Source organism: Dysgonomonas sp. 520 (assembly GCF_010501095.1).
GTDB lineage: Bacteria > Bacteroidota > Bacteroidia > Bacteroidales > Dysgonomonadaceae > QVMP01.
In genome coordinates this window covers 22,900-43,456 of sequence record NZ_QVMP01000001.1, presented here as the reverse complement: position 1 = coordinate 43,456, position 20,557 = coordinate 22,900, and the positions used below count along the sequence as shown (strand labels likewise).

Genomic DNA, 20,557 nt, shown 5'->3' with positions numbered 1-20,557 from the left:
GAATACAATGGTTTTGCATTTATTCCCGATGAAAGAAGGCGCCATAATGGGAGCATTGGTATATACTCCGAAATTCTTAGTTGCATTTTTTACATCAATATAAATACCACAATTGGTTTCATAAAAGTGAGAACCGGAACGATGATTGGTTATTCTCCCTGCTGATGTAAAAGATCCTCCTGCCGATGCAGGGAATGTATCACTTCCAAACAGAGCATATGAGATAGAGGAGCCAACCCTGAAAAGATCATTATAAATTGCGAGACCTCCTCCTTCACCATTTCCCGTAGCAACAGAACCTATCCTGCCATAACCTATTTCAAATCCGCCTATCTGACCGGAAGTAGCATTTATTGTTCCTGTAATGGTAACAGCACCCGATGCAGTCCATATAACATTTCCATTGGCAACATAACCTGCACCATCATTGATTTACCTGCATTTGATATAGTTCCGTCAGCTCCGAATACAACAGAATTCTTGGATATTTGATTTGAAGATATAACCCAGCCACCTATCGATCCGCCTATGGCGGTTATTCCGTTACGGTTCAAAGTAACCATCGTATTGTTTAATGCATCACGGACGGATATACTCCCGTTATAGGTACTGCCTCCGACAACAAGGGTATTGTCTATATTTATCTGCCCGACACTGATGGTTCCTGTATATATCCCCGTTGAAGTAATTTTAGTAAGACGGGAACTGATGTCTTCCGGTGCAGGTGACCAATCGGTAGCTTTAGTTCCCTTTTCGACCTTGAAATTCTTTATATACACTCTTCCGACCAGATAGTCATGCTGGAAATTCACATTATAAAACTGTTCTTTAGATGATCTGCCGTAACAATAAAAGAATAACTGATACGTATAGTCCCCGATTTTTTTTCAAAATCTATTTTATCGATGAAACTCGTATAATTGAATCCTCCGATACCCCATTCTGTTACATTTCCACTTCCCTGTATGGCTATTTCACAATTTTGACCGGCATTAGCCACTATATTGGAATACTTATAATCGAAGGTAACAATTATCGTATCATTTTTCTTCCATGTGTCGGTTAATACCTTATAAGGTAATATACATTGATTAAACACATTTGCAAGGTCTGTATAAATGGTCCAGGCATTTGATGTTTCAAGAGCGTAGTTTCGGGCACCAATGTTTATTGAGTTTACTTTATCATCCGTATATTTTGTCCAGTTTAAAGACACTGACTCTGCGAATGTAACTTTGCCAAGCGTGTTCCATGAAATATTACCACCTGCTATTGCTCCGGCACCGTCTGATTCCAGTCTCCATTTATAGCCTCTTATTCCCCGTGTTCCTATTGTTACAGATGCTCCTGCATCAGTAAAAGTATAGGATAAATTTGACTTTGTCCCCCTGTAAAGACTTTCCTGGTCAACATTCCAACCCGCAAGCAGAACACCGTATTGATCGGCACGAAAAGCATCTTTACTTCCTTTCAGCATGATTCGGAAACCATAACTGGAAGTTGAGCTGTATGTTTGAGCTGTATTCTTGTCGGCCAACATTCCCATCTGTACAATCTTAACGGCTCCTTCGCTCAGATACTGGTCTTCAGTGTAAATTGTCAATCCTCGTTTGCCATAAGTTGATACGACCGAAGAATAACCTTCTGTTGCACGGAAAAGGATATATCTTCCGGATGTTTTCTGATAGATGGTATCTGATATTATATTCCAACCACCAATTGTTCCTTTAGTAAAAGTACAGGATAGCCCATTAATATAATCAGTATTGATAATATTTGCTTTGATACTGACTGCATCCAGCTTTGCTGATGTTATACTGTTGGCCGCAATTCTATCGGCACTGATTATCCCTGCTGTTATCTGGCTTGCATTCAATGCTCCTGTATATATACCTGTGGACGTAATTTGAGTCAGTTTAGGTAGGATATTTTTATTATTCGTTGTTATCAGATTATCCGTATAACTTGTCCAGTTTAGTTTAACAGATTCAGCAAAAGTGATATTGCCTGCTTTATCCCAACTGATATTGCCTCCAGCTATCGCCCCATTACCACTAGCATCCAGGCGCCATTTATATCCCCTTATTCCATTCGTACCGATCGTTATGGAGCCTTGTTCATCGGTGAATATACCATACACATTCCTTTTCGTTCCGATATAAATAGAATCGGAAACAATATTCCAGCCGCCAATCTTACCCTTTTCAACTTTTAGAGTCAATGATTCTTCAACAAGCATGGGAAGCGCTATGTTGTAGGTTATTCCTGAGTTAGTAACCCCAAAAAGAACAACCAGCGAATTTGGAGTAATATTTTCTAATTTAATCAATCTCCATTCAGTGTCGATAGCTTTATCTACTGTACCTTTTCCTCCGATGCGGATACAAAGGCTTGTGGTAGCAGATGCTTTTACCCACATACTGAAACTGGCAGGAGAACATAATTTGAGAGCATTGAAATAAACCCGGTATGCAGCTGCATTTTCTGTAGTTGCAATATTTTGTGTAATCTTAATGGAATTATAACCGAGGTATTTTTCTTGTGTATCTATAACTGCAGTTACACCTTCAATCTTTAAAACATCCGAGATTTTTGAAACTTCAAAAGTACTGTTCCTTATATAGTTTCGCGTTCCGATTTGTATTGATGCTATTTTCTGTGTTGCATCAATTACTGCTGTATTGATCGCCTCATTCTTGGCAGTTTGGATGGGAATTAACCAGTTCAGGCTAATTTCAGAGCCAAATTCTACTTTTCCGGTATCAGCATTATATTTTATATGCTGGTTTGCCCTTCCTAACTGGGCATTTCCGGAGTTATCAACAAAAAATGTTTTGTACCCGTCTTTAAATCCGTAAATACCATCTATCGTTTCGGTTGTAATTTGCCCCGAAGGGTTCATTGTATCTAAAGGGAACCTTCCGATGGCAGTACCCGTTATAGTTCCATTTATATTTTTTATACCTGCAAAAATTTTAGGAGTGATAACAGATTGGGAGCTGATGACAGTTTTATTGGTATCCCAGTCAGAAACCCAATCCAGAAGATTGGCATCGACACCTGCAGAGCCAACAATACCTTGTTTAGACTTTGACCAGACAAATGAGAGGTGGTATGTTTCATTATTAATAATGACAGGAATGGAAATATTACCATTATCGGCCAAGTTACTTGTATTGGCAGCAATCAAATAGGTAATCGTTTTAGTGGTATTGTTTACGGTAATTGCAGAAAAACCGGTAGGTATAGTAATGTTACCAATAGTGAAGTTTGTAATATTTTTATCCCCAAGAGTTACCTTTATAGCAGAAGTGAACGATACGGCATTCGGTATTGTTCCGTTGTTGTTTGCTGTAAATATGTATTCATTCAAAGACTGGTTGATGTTATATGCATCATTCTGAGTATAAACTGTAATTTGTCCTCTTGCGATCAATTGTTTGGCCATTTTCTTTTGTTTAATTACACTAAAGAATAGGCAAAAAAAAAGGCGACATGTTTAGTGCCGCCCGGAGATATTAAACTTTAATTTAATAGAGTCCTGATATCTTACTTATGAGAGAACCCTGTAAGAGATTCAGAGTATCCAATTTTCGTTTCACTCATCTTCATTATACGCCATTTCACCATGCTGAGTTATATCCAATCCGATTGATTCCTCCTCTTTTGTTGCACGCAAACCTACTAGCTTGTCCACAATCTTGAACAAAACAAATGTGAGTACCGCACTGTAAACAATGGCAGCACCATTACAGATCACCTGTATGCCCAGTTGATGAAAATCTCCATACAAAGCGCCTTGTACGCCACCCTCTCCCGAGATTACCTGCGTAGCAAATATCCCGGTTAATATAGCGCCCACAAATCCACCTACACCATGCACACCAAAAGCATCCAATGTGTCATCATATTTCAACTTAGGTTTCACCCAGGCTACCATCATAAAGCAGACCATAGCTGATATCAATCCGATAAAGAATGCTCCCATAACATCCACTGTGCCGGCAGCAGGGGTGATAGCAACTAGCCCGGCAACACTACCTGTACAGATACCCACAACAGTCGGCTTTTTATTGATAATCCATTCCAGAGCCATCCACGCCAGTGCAGCAACCGCTGTAGCAAGATGGGTAACCGTTAAAGCGTTTGCTGCTAAGCCATCGGCTGCCAATCCGCTTCCGGCATTGAAGCCGAACCATCCCAGCCATAGCAGAGCTGTTCCCAGCACCACGAATGGAATATTATGCGGAGGTATCGGATGTCCTACTGTACGATAACCTTTGCGGCGGCCTAACATAATAGCCATAACCAAAGCCGAAACTCCGGCATTGATATGCACAACTGTCCCTCCGGCAAAGTCGATGGCTCCCATCTCCTGCATCCAACCGCCACCCCATACCCAATGGGCCATCGGGTTGTAAACGATTATAGCCCATAGTGCGCTGAACAGAAGGAATCCCGAAAATTTAATCCTCTCAGCAAAAGCGCCAATGATAAGAGCCGGAGTTATAATCGCAAATTTGCATTGGAACATGGCAAATAATATCTCGGGAATATTTACCCCCTCCAACAAAGTGTTAATGCCCATGCCTTTAAAAAACACCTTGTCGAAGCCGCCCATCATGAAACCAAGCGAATTTTCACCATCCATGTAATCAGTGCCAAATACCCAACTATACCCGAAGGCAATCCATAAAACACTGATAAGCGCAGTAAGGACAAGGCATTGCATCATAATACTCAGTACGTTCTTCCGCCGTACCAGGCCTCCGTAAAAAAATGCCAGTCCCGGAATAGTCATCAGCATAACCAGTATGGTTGCAACCAATATCCAAGCTGTATTGCCCACATTTAACGCTGCTGGTTCCGCTTGCTCCGCATTCATATCAATAGGGGCGGCAGGTGAAGTTACAGAAGAATACAACCTGGCAGAATCAGCTTCATGTGTGCCGGAATCCTGAGCCTGCAGGACTGGCAAAAAACAAAATAAACCTAAAAAACCGATTAATATATACTTGAATAGAAAAGCCTTCATATCTTTATTTACCTTAAATTCGTTAAACTAATACCTGTTTTATTTCTCTTCCCCTTTGTTGTACAGCGATTCCTCGCCCCTGTCCCTAGTCCGAATCCTGATAGACTGTTCTATATCCGAAACGAATATCCTGCCGTCGCCACTTTCACCGGTATAGGCTGATTTCAGAATAACATCAATAGATTTCTCCAGATTCTGGTTTCGCACAACAAATGATAAATATATCCGGTCTATGGCATTTATGTCATAAGCAATCCCCCTGAATATCAGTCCCTGCTTAGCATCGCCCTGTCCCTTCACGTCCCACCAGGACAAGAACTCTATGTCGGCATCATATAGAGCCTTTCGTACATCCTGGAATTTTGATTTCCGTACAATCGCTTCAATCTTTTTCATACGTTGATTATTTAATTCTGAATCCAAATACAAAATGAATATCCTCTACCGCAGGATTAGCAATAATATTCGCAAAAACCGGCAAGCTGAAACGCTCGTTGATCTTTATATCCCGCGTTGCTCCCAATTGAATATTCGTAAACTTAAAGCCATCCATATCCGCACCATATACCGCACTTTCCCAAGGTATAAAGCCGGCCGATATACTAAATTCCATATCTTTTACCACAAAAGGATATGATGCTTCAATATAGGTTGAAAATGAGTTATCCCCATTTGCCTTTTTATTTCCTCTTCCCAACAGGAAAGTATTCCACGATACAGTAAGCGGAAAAGCTTCGGACAATGTATAAGAGATAGATGCCTCCAATAGATGCCCAGCGTTTCCTTCTGCCGGATAACTGAAATACCTGTTGGCATATTCACCATCCCACCAGTAATCCGTCAGGCTGGCATTAAAGCCAGAAACAGCATAGCCCAATGTAAAGTCCACCTCTTTCTTATCATCTCCTGCAATATCAGTAGATGCCCATGCTGATAACGACACGCCCTTATACTCTACACCCAATGATGGCTGGATGCTTGCCCCGGCTTGTTTAAATCCTCTCCATACATAGCTGCTGACAACATCAGCCTCCAGATTGACGCTGACACCTGTTTGTGCATTGATTTTTGTCACAAATAATGATGCGGATAAAAGCATTATCCATCGGACTTTCTTTATTAAGAATAAAACATTCATAAGCAAAACATTTAAAGATGTTAAATATTAATTTATCAAGACAAATAGTTTAATAAAACTCAATAGTAGCTACAATATGATGTTTTATGATGCAAATGTACGTTATTTTGATTTGTAAAAAGAATAAATAAAAACATTTTTTTAGGAAAATTTGTAATTTACTATCAATTAGCTTGATAGAATAGCTGAAAAATAACCTTTTGTATTATATTTTGCAATTAGTAATACATAAAGACATTAAAACATTTGTTTGTTTAATAAAATGATATACATTTGTACTCGATAATGATATTGTGATTATAATATATTGCTTTATGTGTGGATTTGTTGGAATTTTTGATTTAGTACAAGATATACAGTCTCTGCGCCCCCAAGTATTGAAGATGGCGAAAAAGATACGCCACAGGGGACCTGATTGGTCCGGAGTATATTGTTGCGGCAAAAGTATATTGGCTCATGAACGTTTGTCTATTGTAGGAATAGAGTCGGGCAAACAGCCTTTGTGCAGCCCGGAAGAAAACATGGTACTGGCTGTGAACGGAGAGATATACAACCATAAAGAAATACGGGACCGGTATTCCTCCGCCTATGACTTTCAGACTCAATCCGATTGTGAGGTTATTCTGGCTTTGTATCAGGATAAAGGAACCAGCCTGTTTGAAGAACTGAATGGTATCTATGCCTTTGCATTATACGACAAAACCAAAGATGTGTACCTGATAGGGCGTGACCATATGGGCATCATACCCTTGTATATGGGATACGATAATTCCGGACAGTTCTATGTCGCCAGCGAACTGAAAGCCCTTGAGGGGATATGCCCCGATATAAAAGAATTCCCTCCCGGACATTTCCTGTATAGTGAAGACGGGGAAGTAAAACAATGGTATAAGCGCGACTGGATGTTTTACGAAAATGTGAAACATAACATATCCGATCCGGAAAAAATACGCATGGATCTGGAAAATGCGGTGTGCCGGCAGATGATGTCGGACGTTCCCTACGGCGTATTGCTTTCCGGCGGACTAGACTCTTCCATTATATCTGCTATCGCAAAGCGTTATGCTTCCTACCGGATCGAAGAAGAACATAAAACAGAAGCATGGTGGCCTCAGTTACATTCATTTGCCATAGGGCTCAAAGGAGCTCCCGATCTGGCGGCAGCCAGGCATGTGGCAGATTATATAGGGACAATCCATCACGAAATACATTTCACAGTAGAAGAAGCGCTGGATGCTCTCCCTGATGTTATATACCACATCGAAACATACGATGTCACTACCGTAAGGGCATCAACACCGATGTATCTTCTGGCCAGGCATATAAAGTCGATGGGAGTGAAAATGGTATTGTCGGGTGAGGGTTCTGATGAATTATTCGGTGGATATCTTTATTTTCACAAAGCTCCCAGTGCAGAAGCTTTTCATGAAGAAACTGTGCGTAAACTAGATAAACTGCACCTCTATGACTGCCTGCGGGCAAATAAGGCATTGGCTGCATGGGGTGTGGAAGGGCGTGTTCCTTTTCTTGACAAAGAATTTATGGATACAGCCATGCAGTTGAATCCTAACGATAAAATGTGCGGGAGCAATGGGAAAATAGAAAAATATATCCTGCGGAAAGCTTTTGAAGCATATTTGCCTGAAACTGTAACCTGGCGACAGAAAGAACAATTCTCGGACGGAGTGGGCTACAACTGGATAGATACCTTGCGGGAAGTGGCCGCATCAAAGGTGTCGGACAAACAAATGAGGAATGCAGCAGAGCGTTTTCCGGTAAACCCGCCCATGTCGAAAGAGGAATATTTGTACCGGACGATTTTCGAGAGCCACTTCCCTTCGGCTTCGGCGGCACGCACAGTTCCGTCTGTCCCTTCGGTTGCATGCAGTTCGGCTGTTGCTCTGGAATGGGATGCCTCGTTCAGAAATAAAGTAGACCCATCGGGACGCGCAGTGCAAACAGTACATGAAAAAGCATATTAATAACGAACTATCATATAATAAAAATCCTATGTCAAAATTACGATTCAAAGCAGTACAAACGGCTTCGGAAAGGCAACCGGTGAAAGTTGAAAAGCCAACTTCTAAAACCTCAGACTATTATGGAGAGAAAGTATTCAACCGGAAAGCGATGGCTAAATATCTGTCGCGGGAAACTTACAGTGCAATTGCAAATGCCATAGATAATGGCGCCATTGTTGACCGTTTCCTTGCCGAGCATGTGGCGGCGGGAATGCGTATGTGGGCTCTGGAAAATGGAGCGACACATTACACACATTGGTTTCATCCATTGACAGATGGTACAGCCGAAAAGCATGATGCATTTGTGGAGCATGACGGGCAAGGCGGACTAATAGAAGAATTTGAAGGAAAACTTTTGGCTCAGCAAGAACCGGATGCGTCAAGTTTCCCTTCAGGAGGGCTCCGCAATACATTTGAGGCTCGTGGATACTCGGCGTGGGACCCTTCTTCTCCTGCTTTTATAGTGGGTGATACACTATGTATACCTACAATATTTATCTCATATACAGGCGAATCACTGGATTATAAAACGCCACTTCTCAAAGCCCTGCATGAGGTAAACAAAGCGGCAACAGATGTTGTACATTACTTTAATGAAGATGTGACAAAAATACAATCAAACCTCGGATGGGAACAGGAATACTTCCTTGTTGACGAGGATTTATTTATGGCTCGTCCCGATCTGGCTCTGACAGGAAGAACATTGATGGGGCACGAAAGCGCTAAAAATCAACAATTAGAGGATCATTATTTCGGAGCTATTCCGGTACGTGTGCAAAAATTTATGGAAGAACTTGAGTATGAATCATATTCTTTAGGTATTCCTGTAAAAACCCGTCACAATGAAGTTGCTCCAAACCAGTTTGAACTGGCTCCGATTTATGAAGAATGTAACCTGGCAGTAGACCATAACCTGTTGGTAATGTCAATAATGGACAAAGTTGCCCGTAAACATTCGTTTCGTATATTGTTCCACGAAAAGCCGTTCAAAGGTATTAACGGGTCGGGCAAGCACAACAACTGGTCGTTGTCTACAGATACAGGCATAAATTTATTGTCTCCGGGCAAAAACCAAGTAGACAACTTGCGTTTTATCACCTTTGTTGTTAATATCCTGGCTGCCGTACACAAAAATAATGGATTGTTGAAAGCATCTATTTCTTCTGCAACAAACGCTCACCGTTTAGGTGCGAACGAAGCGCCTCCGGCAATTATATCGGTATTTCTTGGTACTCAGGTAAGTGATATTCTGGATAAATTTGAAAAAAGTTCGGTAAAAGATGCTATTGTAGTAGACAGCAAAAAACAAATAAGCCTTGGGGTTGGTCAAATCCCTGAGATCCTTTTGGATAACACAGATCGTAACCGTACTTCTCCATTTGCTTTTACGGGAAACCGTTTCGAATTTCGTGCAGTAGGCTCCTCGGCTAACTGTGCTTCTGCTATGACTGCGTTGAATGCCTCTGTGGCTGAGCAATTAAGGACATTCAAGCAAGAAGTGGAAGAGTTGATTGAATCAGGGAAATCGAAAGAAGAGGCTCTTTACAAAATCATTAAAAAGTATATCAAGGAATCCCGTCCGATCCGTTTTAATGGGAACGGGTACTGTGATGCATGGAAAGCCGAAGCAAAACAACGCGGTTTAGATTGTGAAACTAGTGTGCCCGTTATTTACGATGCCTATACATCGAAGCAAAGTATAAAAACGTTCGGGAACATATTGTCGGAAGTAGAACTTCATGCACGCAATGAGGTAAAATGGGAAACTTATACGAAAAAAATCCAGATTGAGTCTCGTGTATTAGGGGATTTGGCATTAAACCATATTATTCCGGTAGCAATTAGTTACCAGTCGATATTGCTGACAAATGTATCCAAACTGAAAGATGTAACAGAGGATTATAAGACACTGGGGGCAGAGCAGCTTCGCCTGATTGAAAAAATTTCAACGCATGTGAATGCTATCAACGCAAAAGTACATGAAATGGTCGATGCCCGTAAAATAGCAAACACGATAGAAGGCGAACGTCAGAAAGCCATTTCGTATCATGATAATGTGGCGCCATATCTGGATGAAATACGTTATCATATTGATAAATTGGAACTTATTGTTGATAATGAAATGTGGCCATTGGCTAAGTATCGTGAGTTATTATTTATAAGATAAGGATATAATAAACCAACAGGAAAATGCAAAATTTAAAAGCAATAATAGAAAATGGACTATATAACCCGGAGTTTGAACATGATGCCTGCGGTGTAGGTATGGTTCTGCACATGAAAGGTGCTAAATCTCATGCTATTGTAGAAAATGGGCTTCGGGTATTGGAAAATATGATGCACCGGGGTGCAGAAAATGCCGATAATAAAACTGGGGATGGCGCAGGTATCATGCTGCAAATCCCACACGAATTTATATTATTGCAAGGTATAGCAGTTCCCGAAAAAGGGCATTACGGTACAGGGCTTGTCTTTCTGCCGAAAGGTGAAGCGGAAGCTGAATCGTGTATGATGATGTTGACCGAATCTATTGAGAAGGACGGTCTTAAACTGATTGCAGTTCGTGATGTTCCTGTCAACAGCGACATATTGGGCGAAATGGCTCTTGCCAATGAACCGACTATCAAACAAATATTCGTTGTAGGTGATGAAGGAACGGATCAGGACGAACTTGAGCATCGTTTATATCTGCTTCGTAAGAAAGTAGAAAGAGGAATCGTACAATCGACTGTTCTTTCGCTCGCTACCAAAAAAGCTTTTTATATCGTCAGCCTTTCCTCGAAGCGGATTGTATATAAAGGTATGCTTTCTTCGGAGCAACTTCGTCATTATTTCCCTGATTTGTTGAATCCGCATTTGACAAGTGCTATCGCTATGGTACACTCACGTTTCAGTACCAATACATTTCCCACTTGGGATTTGGCGCATCCGTTCAGAATGGTAGCTCACAATGGTGAAATAAATACGATAAAAGGCAATCGCCTGTGGATGGAAGCTCGTGAGAGCGTTCTTAAATCAGATTTATTGGGTAATATCAGCGAATTGTGGCCCATTATACAACCATCTATGAGTGATAGTGCATCATTCGATAATGTATTGGAATTCTTGGTGATGTCGGGTAAATCTCTACCGCATGCGTTGGCAATGATGATTCCGGAATCATGGAACGATAAAAACCCAATTTCTAACGACCTCAAAGCATTTTATGAATACCACAGTATTTTGATGGAGCCTTGGGATGGTCCTGCGACAGTCTTGTTTACAGATGGACGTTATGCAGGCGGATTGTTGGATAGAAACGGCTTGCGTCCTGCACGTTACCTGATGACTAACAATGATATAATGGTTGTGGCATCCGAAATGGGAGTGCTACCATTTGAACCATCCGAAATAAAAGAAAAAGGACGATTAAGGCCGGGTAAAATGTTGATGATTGATACCGAAACAGGTACAATTCAGTATGACCCTGAATTGAAAGAAAATCTGGCGAAAGCTTATCCGTACCGTAATTGGTTGGACAAAAACCGTATCTCGTTGGATGATATATCGTCAGGTCGTAACATTAAATATAGTGTAGACAATTATACTCAATTGTTGAAAACATTCGGCTATTATAAAGAAGATATTGAAAAAATACTTACCCCAATGGCTGACGAAGGTAAAGAGCCGACAGCATCAATGGGTAACGATGCGCCTGTGGCAGTTCTTTCCGAAAAGCCGCAACGCCTGTTCAATTACTTCCGTCAACTGTTTGCACAAGTAACGAATCCGCCTATTGACCCTATTCGTGAAGAATTGGTCATGTCTTTGGCAGGATATATAGGTTCTATACATAAGAATATTTTGGAGCCGATGCCGGAACACTGTAAGATGGTCGGATTGTCAAATCCGTTCCTGTCTAACAGGGAGTTGGATTTATTGGTGCATTTGGAATATAAAGGCTTTAAGGCAGAAGTTATTCCTATGCTGTTCGACCCGACTAAGGGTGCGGATGGATTGGAAAAAGCCCTTGAAGAACTTTGCCAAAAAGCAGAGAAAGCAGTAGACAACGGAAGCAATTATATTGTGATTTCGGATAGAGGCGTGGATAAAGAACACGCTCCGATTCCATCATTATTAGCTGTTTCGGCAGTACATCATTACTTGGTAGACCGCCGCAAACGTATGCAGATAGATATTATCGTTGAGTCTGCCGAACCTCGTGAGGTGATGCACTTTGCCCTGTTGTTTGGATATGGTGCAAATGCTGTGAACCCATATTTGGCACTTGCCGTTATCGAAGATATTGTGAAGAGTGGAAATATACATCTCGATTTCCATACGGCTATGGTGCATTATGTGAAATCCATAAATAAAGGCTTATTAAAGACTTTATCAAAAATGGGTATTTCTACATTGAAAAGCTATCATGGAGCACAACAATTCGAAGCTATTGGTATCAGTTCTAAATTGATAGACAAATATTTCAAAGGAACTACCTCTAAAATAGAAGGTATCGACTTAGGCGATATTGCAAGTGATACACTCGAAGCATTTTACGAAGCATTCGAAGGAGAATTTGACGATCCTCGTTTGATAAATCAGGGTATTCATGCATGGCGTCGTAATGGCGAAAAACATGCTTGGAATCCCGATACTATTTCTAAGTTGCAAATGGCAACCCGTTTAGGGAGTTATAAGAAATTTAGAGAATATACAGAAAGTATAGACAAGAAGCCTGAAAAGATTTTTTTGCGTGATTTCTTGGATTTCGATTTAGCTAAGAAACCTATTGATATATCGGAAGTAGAACCCGTTTCGGCAATAACAAAACGCTTTGTAACAGGAGCAATGTCTTTCGGTTCTATCAGTCGTGAAGCTCACGAAGCTATGGCAATCGCCATGAACGCCATCGGTGGAAAGAGCAACACAGGAGAAGGCGGTGAATTGGCAGAACGTTTTGCGACAGATGCCCGTTCCAAAATCAAGCAGGTTGCATCGGGACGTTTCGGCGTAACAACCGAATATCTGGTGAATGCGGATGAAATACAAATCAAGATAGCTCAAGGTGCTAAGCCGGGAGAGGGCGGACAATTACCGGGTTTCAAAGTGGATAAGGTGATTGCACAAACACGTCACTCCATACCGGGAATATCTTTGATTTCACCACCGCCACATCATGATATTTACTCAATAGAAGATTTGGCACAACTTATATATGACCTTAAAAGCGTGAATCCTACTGCTCAAATTAGTGTGAAACTTGTTGCGGAAAGCGGAGTAGGGACTATCGCCGCAGGGGTAGCAAAAGCCAAAGCTGACCGTATCATTATAAGCGGTTGCGAAGGCGGTACAGGTGCGAGTCCTGCAAGCTCGATAAAACATGCAGGTTTGCCGCTTGAAATCGGATTATCCGAAGTGCAACAAACATTGGTGCTTAATAATCTTCGTGGTCAGGTGTATTTACAGACAGATGGACAATTGAAAACAGGTCATGATATTATTGTGGCGACTATGCTTGGTGCGGAAGAATATGGATTTGCAACAAGTGCATTGATTGTCTTGGGATGTATTATGATGCGTAAATGCCACTTAAATACGTGTCCTGTGGGGGTAGCTACTCAGAATGAAGAGTTGCGTAAAAAATTCATTGGACGCAGTGAATATTTGGTAAACTACTTTACATTCTTGGCTGAAGAGGTACGTGAATATCTGGCGGCTTTAGGAGTTAAATCGCTTGACGAAATTGTAGGGCGTACAGACTTATTGAAGTATGTGAAGAGCGATGCGAACGAGAAATTGAAAAAGCTCGATTTGTCACGCTTATTATATATGCCTGTTGAAGCGAAAGAACATGCAATTCACAGAATAAAAGACCAAGAGCATAAATTGGATGATGTGATTGACAAAGAGTTGATTAAAACTTGCAAATTGGCTATTGAAAAGTCTATGCCTGTGGAATTGACTCGCACAATCAAAAATACAAACCGTACAGTGGGTGCAATGCTTTCGGGCGAAATTGCGAAACGTTACGGTAATGCGGGACTTCCTGCCGATACGATACAATGTACTTTTCAAGGTGCAGCGGGGCAAAGCTTCGGAGGGTTCTTGGCTCATGGTGTGACTTTCCGTCTCGAAGGCGATGCAAACGACTATGTGGGTAAAGGACTTTCGGGAGGAAAGATAATTATCGTACCTCCTGCCGTTTCGACATTCGCTCCCGAACAAAATATAATAGCAGGTAATACGCTGCTTTATGGCGCGACAGGAGGAGAAGTTTACATTAACGGTCGTGTAGGAGAGCGTTTCTGTGTGCGAAACAGTGGGGCAATGGCTGTTGTTGAAGGTGCAGGTGACCACTGCTGCGAATATATGACAGGCGGTCGAACTGTAGTCTTAGGAAAAACAGGACGCAACTTTGCTGCTGGTATGAGTGGAGGATTGGCATATGTATATGATGTTGACGGAGATTTCGATTATTATTGCAATATGCAGATGGTCGAATTGACATTGATCGAAGATACTTATGACAATCGTGAACTTCGTGATCTGATTACACGACACTATAATTATACGAATAGTCCTCTTGCAAAACGTATTCTTGATAATTGGGCAACAGAAGTTGAGAAGTTTATCAAGATTACTCCGATTGAATATAAGCGTGTATTACAGGAGGAAAAGATAGAAGCTATCAAAAAGAAAATAGCAGAAGTAGAATTTGATTATTAAAATAATGAGACAACATGCGAATGTGTTAATGAGAAAATTAAATTTCATTTTCGTATTGGCATATTGGCAAATTTTCATATTAATATTATGGGAAATCCTAAAGCATTTTTGACAGTAAAGAGGAAAGAAGCGGGATACCGTCCGCTACAAGACCGCATTGCTGATTTTGGTGAAGTAGAACAGACACTAAATACCGAAGACCGCCGCGAGCAAGCTTCACGTTGTATGGATTGTGGAGTTCCGTTTTGTCACTGGGCGTGTCCATTAGGAAATAAGATGCCGGAATGGCAAGAATATATTTATAAAGGTAATTGGAAGTTGGCTGCTGAGGTATTGCAACAAACGAATGATTTTCCTGAATTTACAGGACGTATATGTCCTGCCCCTTGCGAAAAATCGTGTGTGTTGTCCTTGCATCGTTCGCCTGTAACCATTCGTGAAAATGAAGCGGCAGCGTTGGAGCAGGCATATAACTTAGGCTATATGTTGCCAAAGATACCTAAGACAAGGACAGGTAAAAAGGTTGCTGTGATAGGATCGGGACCTGCCGGATTAGCTGTCGCTAATCAATTGAACCAAAAAGGGCATGATGTGACTGTCTATGAAAAAAGTTCCAAGATAGGAGGTTTGCTTCGTTTTGGTATTCCTGATTTCAAGCTGAATAAGAATGTGATTGACCGCCGCTTGGCTTTGATGGAAGCCGAAGGGGTGAAGTTCGTTACAGGTATAGAAATCGGGAAGGATTCCAAAGCAAAAGCCTTATTGAAAGAATACGATGCTGTTTGTTTGGCTGTCGGTTCACAAGTTCCTCGAAATCTCCCGATTGAAGGTCGTGAACTGAAAGGCGTTTATTACGCAATGGAATACCTTACTATGCAAAATAAACTTGTTGGAAAAGAGGAGATTAATTCCGATGGTATTATTGACGCTAAAGGCAAAAATGTATTGGTTATTGGTGGAGGTGATACTGGTTCTGACTGTATTGGTACAGCCAACAGACAGGGTGCGGCAAATATCCTTCAAATAGAAATTTTGCCCAAACCGCCAAAGTTGGAAGATATAGAGAACCCTTGGCCCGAATCATTTCCTGTTGTCTTGAAAACTTCTTCTTCTCATATGGAAGGTTGCGAACGCCGTTGGTCATTGAATACAAAACGTTTTATTGGTGAAAATGGTATATTGACAGGTGTAGAGCTTGTTGAGATAGAATGGAGCAAAGATGAGAAAGGCAATCATGTGATGAAAGAAATCGGAAAGCCCGAAATACTCAAAATAGATTTGGTATTCCTTGCTTTAGGATTTGTACATCCAACACAAGAGGGGTTACTTGAAGAACTTGGATTGAATGTTGACGGACGCAAAAATGTAGCAACGGATGCAAAACGTGCGACCAACGTTCCGAAAGTATTTGGTGCTGGTGATTGTGTTAGCGGGCAGTCTCTTGTCGTTAAATGTATAGCTTCAGGGCGTGAAACAGCAAAGCATATACATAGTTTCTTAACTTAAACAAACTATGCGATAGCTGTTTACCACTTGTCGAATAAGGATTATATAACCAATCTTTTGCAGGGATAATAAAAGCAGAATAACCATCTCGCTATTCTGCTTTTGAAGAATTTCGGTGAACTTTCTATTATTTCTTAGTCCACCCCGCAGTCCAGTCATTGTCTGCCGGAACAGCACCTTTGTACATAGCTTTTGTAAAGAATGAGTCTGATGAGAGATCTTTACCTCCGTCGACACTACCCAGATATGTATTTGTAAAGTTGATTGTTTGCCCTTCGGCATTTCCTGTAGCAGATTTCAAATCAAGTGAAGAACCGGTTTTAAACACAGTGCTTACATGCGTATATTCTACGAATGACTTTCCGTCGGTAAAACTTTGTTCCGTCCCTGTGGTTTCTGTGGTTAAGGCACTTTCTTTACCGCAAATCAGTGCGTTATACATTTTAACGTGTGTACCTTCGCGAAGCCTTACACCTCTTTTACTTTCAGTGCTGTTATTACCTATCAGGGTTAGGTTTGCAATAGTCGGGCTTGATATAGGAGTGTTCATGTTATTATCCTTCAGGTTATCGGCTTCTATTAGGCAATCGCCATCTGCATCCTGTACAGCTACCCAAAACTGTCCTTTTCCTATCCAGCCTTCTGTCCAGTCGAACGAGTCATCTCCACTACCTGTCGATACAAGGAACTTGCTGTTTACGGTTCCTCCGAACCATTCAAAGCCATCATCAGCACCTTTATAAACCTGTACATATTCAATGGTTGTACCATTTCCTACACCGTACATGGTCAAACCGTTCGATTCCTTATCCGGGTTAAAAGCGAAACCTGTATATTCCAAACGTACATATCTCATTACGCCGGAGTTGTCGTTCGCAACATTACCACCATAGTTCGCATCGCCGATTTCCGATTTTCCGGAGCCGCCATTCAAATTTATAGGGGCTTTTCCGCAAATATGAACACCACCCCATGCTCCGTGCGATTTTGTTTTGGAGGTCATTACGATAGGCTGGTCTTTTGTCCCTTCAGCTGTTATTTTACCACCTTGCTCTATCAGGATATAGTCGGGATCGTCCGAATTTTCCTGTGCCTGTATAGTTACCCCTTTCTGGATAATTAAGTTACCTCCCGATTTTACATGAAAACCTTTATCCAGTTTATATGTGTAACCTGTCAGAAGAATTTTTTCCGAACTTAAAGAACCGTTTAAAACTAATTCTTCCGGGGCAGGTGGTGGAGTGTCGTCATCATCGCTACTACAGCTTGTTGTTAGACCTATTACAGCAAATGCCATCAGTAAATAAAAACCAATTTTCGTAAAACTTTTTTTCATAATCATTAATTAAATGTAAATACTAAATCTCCTTTTATATTGTTTAGAAATTCATTGAAAAACCGATTCCTAACGAAATCCCTTTTTTGTAATATTCCACTACTTTATCCACGTTATTTATCTCTTGTGTAAATTCGTTTTTCTGATTCAGTATGTTCTTTGCATGAAACTTCAGCTTCATCTTCTGATTCAGTGAATAGGCTGTGATAAAGTCGAGTGAGTGTACTTCCTGTTCCACAATATTGCTTACTCCGTTTATCCCTACAGAGCTGATACGTGGCCCTTGCAGGTTGTATACGCCAGAAAGGGAAAGCACCCTGTTGTTGGAAAACTTTGGCGAATAGTTAATGTCAATATTTATCAGATAAGGTGAAGCTCCCTGCAATCGTCTTGATTTGTCGGTATAAAGACCATTTTTAGGTAAACTGATGTGTGTATAAATGTATGAAGCATTGAAGTCTATTCTCAGGTCGTTAGTGATTTTTTTCCTTATTTCCAGCTCGATGCCTGCAGCTGTTCCTTTGTTTACGTTCCTGAAGCTTTTTATCACGCTTCCCGAGTATTTTTGAATCTGTTCTATCGGATTGTCCAGATGTTTGTAATATGCACTGATAGAATACATATCTCCCGATTTGGTAAATAATTCGTAACGGATATCAAAATTATAATTGTAGCCGTTTTGAATACTGTCATTACCAATTACCATACTGCTTCCATAGGATTCCTGATAGGAGAAAGGTGCCATTTCGAGAAAAGAAGGGCGGGTGATTGTCCGTGATGCACTGAAACGGTAGTTTTGGGTGTTCTCTCCCTCGATTGTGTACTTTATATTCAATGCAGGAAAGAAGTCGTCAACATTCATTTCTGCCCGTTTTTCTTCGGCTTGGTCGTTCCAGTAACGAACCCATTGTTTCGATTTTTCGAAACGTAATCCTCCGGCAACTAACAATTGTGGCGTAACATAATATTCCATATCGAGGAAACCTGCATATATATCTGTTCCTGCATAATACGAATTACGTTTTTGGGAAACCCGGTTTATTGTTAATGTCCCGTTTTTGATGTTTTCTTCATTCAAATAGGAATTCGTATCGTAAACATTGTCTATCTGAGGATTTAACAGATTTATGTCGTAATAGAAATTCGCAGAGTAAAAATCTCTCGATTTATTCCTTAGGGATATGCCTAACCGCATAAAGTTTGGTTTTTCAGCATCTTTATTTAATATATATTTGATTTTTGCATCGCCGTTCCATTCGTCTTCAAACAAGTCGGAAAAATAGCGCATCGTTTCTTGCTGGTTCAACCTGAATAGTGACAGTGTACCATCATCATTTTTGCGGAACATTACCTGCCGTCTGTCCGGTTCGTCACTCGTTGTTCGTCCGTATGATCCTTGCCAGTCAATATAGAGGCGGTTACCCACAAACTGATGCTTTCCTGTTATTTGGTTGTTCAACAAGGTATAGATATGATACAGACTGTTGCTCCCTTTCAGGGGGACTCCTTCTGCATCGAAACCGTCCCGTTCCTTAAACTCATCCTCGGTATTGTTTACAAACATTACATTATAGGATAACATATCGTTTTGACGCAACGTGTAACTTATCTGGGCTAGGGAAGTAAATGTTGTCTCATACGTATATTTATCATAATGGAAATTTTGCTTGACATCCCCTTGTGCATTTACCGAAGAGGTATAGGCGTCATCATATATCTTGTAATCATTGTTGAAATTGGCTGCGATCATCGCATTTAATTTCTGATTTCCTATTTTCCATGATTTACCGGCACCGAATTCCAGTCCCAGTTCGGGCATAGCTGTTTTTTTCTCTATCTGAAATGATGTTTTGAACAATTGATTGTTTTTGTAATAGTCCTGAAATTCGCCCCGGCTCATATCCTTTATTTTATCATTTAAAAATAAACCACCGGATATTCCAAGATAAGGAGCTTTAGCGCCTGCTTTATCAGAGGAATAAAAATCGGCGAAAAGAACATTCGTTCGTCCACCGGTTGATATACCGAGGGTAATAAAATCGGTACCGATATTTTCCTTTGTTTCCACATCGATATGAGCACCTGAATAGTCGCCAAAAACAGAAGGCTGATATACTTTACTCACGGTTACATTTTTTACAACCGATGTCGGGAATAGTGTGAGCGGGATCAGTTTGTTATCCGGATTAGGTGATGCTATAGGAAAACCATTCAGTGAGGTCATACTGTAACGGTCGCCCAGCCCTCTTACCAGGACTTTACTGTTACCCTCCATTGAAATACCCGTTATTTTTTTGATACCGTCGGCAACCGTCGAAAGGCCTTTTATTGACATTTCCCTCGCTCCCACACTTTCAACTGCGATGGTTGAAACCTTACGGTCCATCATTAGCATTCCTTCTGCTTCCATATTTTTTCGGGCTTTTACAACAATTTCCGAGAGGCCTTGTATTGACTCTTTTAATGATACATTTAAAATAACCGGTTTATCATTTCTTACTTCTACGTCGGTTATCTCTACTGTTGCATAAGATACATAAGTGGCGACTATTGTGTACATACCAGCCGGTACATCTATTTGATAATTACCATCCATATCACTTGCCGTTCCGATATTAGTACCTTTTATTATGATACTTACTCCGGGTAATGTTTCTTGTGTCTTACTGTCTGTGACAGTCCCTTTTATTGATTGTGCCGATAAGAAAAGGGGAAATGTTAAAAACAGGGATCCCAATAATTTAATAATTGTTTGTTTAGACATCTTTATTTATTGCTTTATGTATTTCGTGTGCAAAGTTTATTCTTATTGG

11 protein-coding genes are annotated in these 20,557 nt (G+C 40.8%); 4 read left to right on the top strand and 7 right to left on the bottom strand.

The features are described 5' to 3' along the window. Nucleotides 1–350: 350 nt before the first annotated feature. From D0T56_RS00145 to D0T56_RS00125, 5 genes are all read right to left on the bottom strand, one after another. Complete coding sequence (locus tag D0T56_RS00145; RefSeq protein WP_163318118.1) at nucleotides 351–812, bottom strand: hypothetical protein; 462 nt, start codon at nucleotides 810–812, stop codon at nucleotides 351–353. Further along, complete coding sequence (locus tag D0T56_RS00140) at nucleotides 809–3,448, bottom strand: hypothetical protein (RefSeq protein WP_163318117.1); 2,640 nt, start codon at nucleotides 3,446–3,448, stop codon at nucleotides 809–811. Before D0T56_RS00140 ends, D0T56_RS00145 begins: the two co-directional genes overlap by 4 nt. Before the next feature lie 150 nt (nucleotides 3,449–3,598). Continuing rightward, nucleotides 3,599–4,885 (bottom strand): ammonium transporter, encoded by a 1,287-nt coding sequence (locus D0T56_RS00135; protein ID WP_255490962.1) that lies wholly within the window; start codon nucleotides 4,883–4,885, stop codon nucleotides 3,599–3,601. Between the two features lie 189 nt (nucleotides 4,886–5,074). After that, on the bottom strand, nucleotides 5,075–5,431 hold the full coding sequence (locus D0T56_RS00130) for a P-II family nitrogen regulator (RefSeq protein WP_163318115.1): 357 nt from the start codon (nucleotides 5,429–5,431) through the stop codon (nucleotides 5,075–5,077). Nucleotides 5,432–5,438: 7 nt separating this feature from the next. Further along, nucleotides 5,439–6,173 carry a hypothetical protein gene (locus D0T56_RS00125; RefSeq protein WP_163318114.1) on the bottom strand — a complete coding sequence of 245 codons (735 nt, stop codon included), beginning with the start codon at nucleotides 6,171–6,173 and terminating at the stop codon, nucleotides 5,439–5,441. A 314-nt stretch (nucleotides 6,174–6,487) separates the two neighbouring features. Between D0T56_RS00125 and asnB the strand changes: the two genes are divergently transcribed. The 4 genes from asnB (at nucleotide 6,488) to D0T56_RS00105 (ending at nucleotide 16,408) form a co-directional block, all read left to right on the top strand. After that, nucleotides 6,488–8,155 (top strand): asparagine synthase B, encoded by a 1,668-nt coding sequence (gene asnB / locus D0T56_RS00120; RefSeq protein WP_163318113.1) that lies wholly within the window; start codon nucleotides 6,488–6,490, stop codon nucleotides 8,153–8,155. Between the two features lie 28 nt (nucleotides 8,156–8,183). Further along, nucleotides 8,184–10,361, top strand: coding sequence for a glutamine synthetase III (locus D0T56_RS00115; protein WP_163274083.1), 2,178 nt, complete (start codon nucleotides 8,184–8,186; stop codon nucleotides 10,359–10,361). 23 nt (nucleotides 10,362–10,384) lie between these two features. Beyond that, the gene (gene gltB, locus D0T56_RS00110; RefSeq protein ID WP_163318112.1) at nucleotides 10,385–14,902 is read left to right on the top strand and encodes a glutamate synthase large subunit; all 4,518 of its coding nucleotides are present in this window, start codon (nucleotides 10,385–10,387) and stop codon (nucleotides 14,900–14,902) included. A gap of 87 nt (nucleotides 14,903–14,989) precedes the next feature. After that, the gene (locus tag D0T56_RS00105; RefSeq protein ID WP_163318111.1) at nucleotides 14,990–16,408 is read left to right on the top strand and encodes a glutamate synthase subunit beta; all 1,419 of its coding nucleotides are present in this window, start codon (nucleotides 14,990–14,992) and stop codon (nucleotides 16,406–16,408) included. Nucleotides 16,409–16,535: 127 nt separating this feature from the next. Here the strand turns inward: D0T56_RS00105 and D0T56_RS00100 are convergent, their stop codons facing one another. Together D0T56_RS00100 and D0T56_RS00095 are read right to left on the bottom strand one after the other, a co-directional pair. After that, nucleotides 16,536–17,750, bottom strand: a complete 1,215-nt coding sequence (locus tag D0T56_RS00100) for a hypothetical protein (RefSeq protein WP_370458774.1) — start codon at nucleotides 17,748–17,750, stop codon at nucleotides 16,536–16,538. 37 nt (nucleotides 17,751–17,787) lie between these two features. Next, entirely contained in the window at nucleotides 17,788–20,508 is a 2,721-nt protein-coding gene (locus D0T56_RS00095) for a TonB-dependent receptor (RefSeq protein ID WP_163318109.1), read from the bottom strand. Between the last annotated feature and the right edge of the window lie 49 nt (nucleotides 20,509–20,557).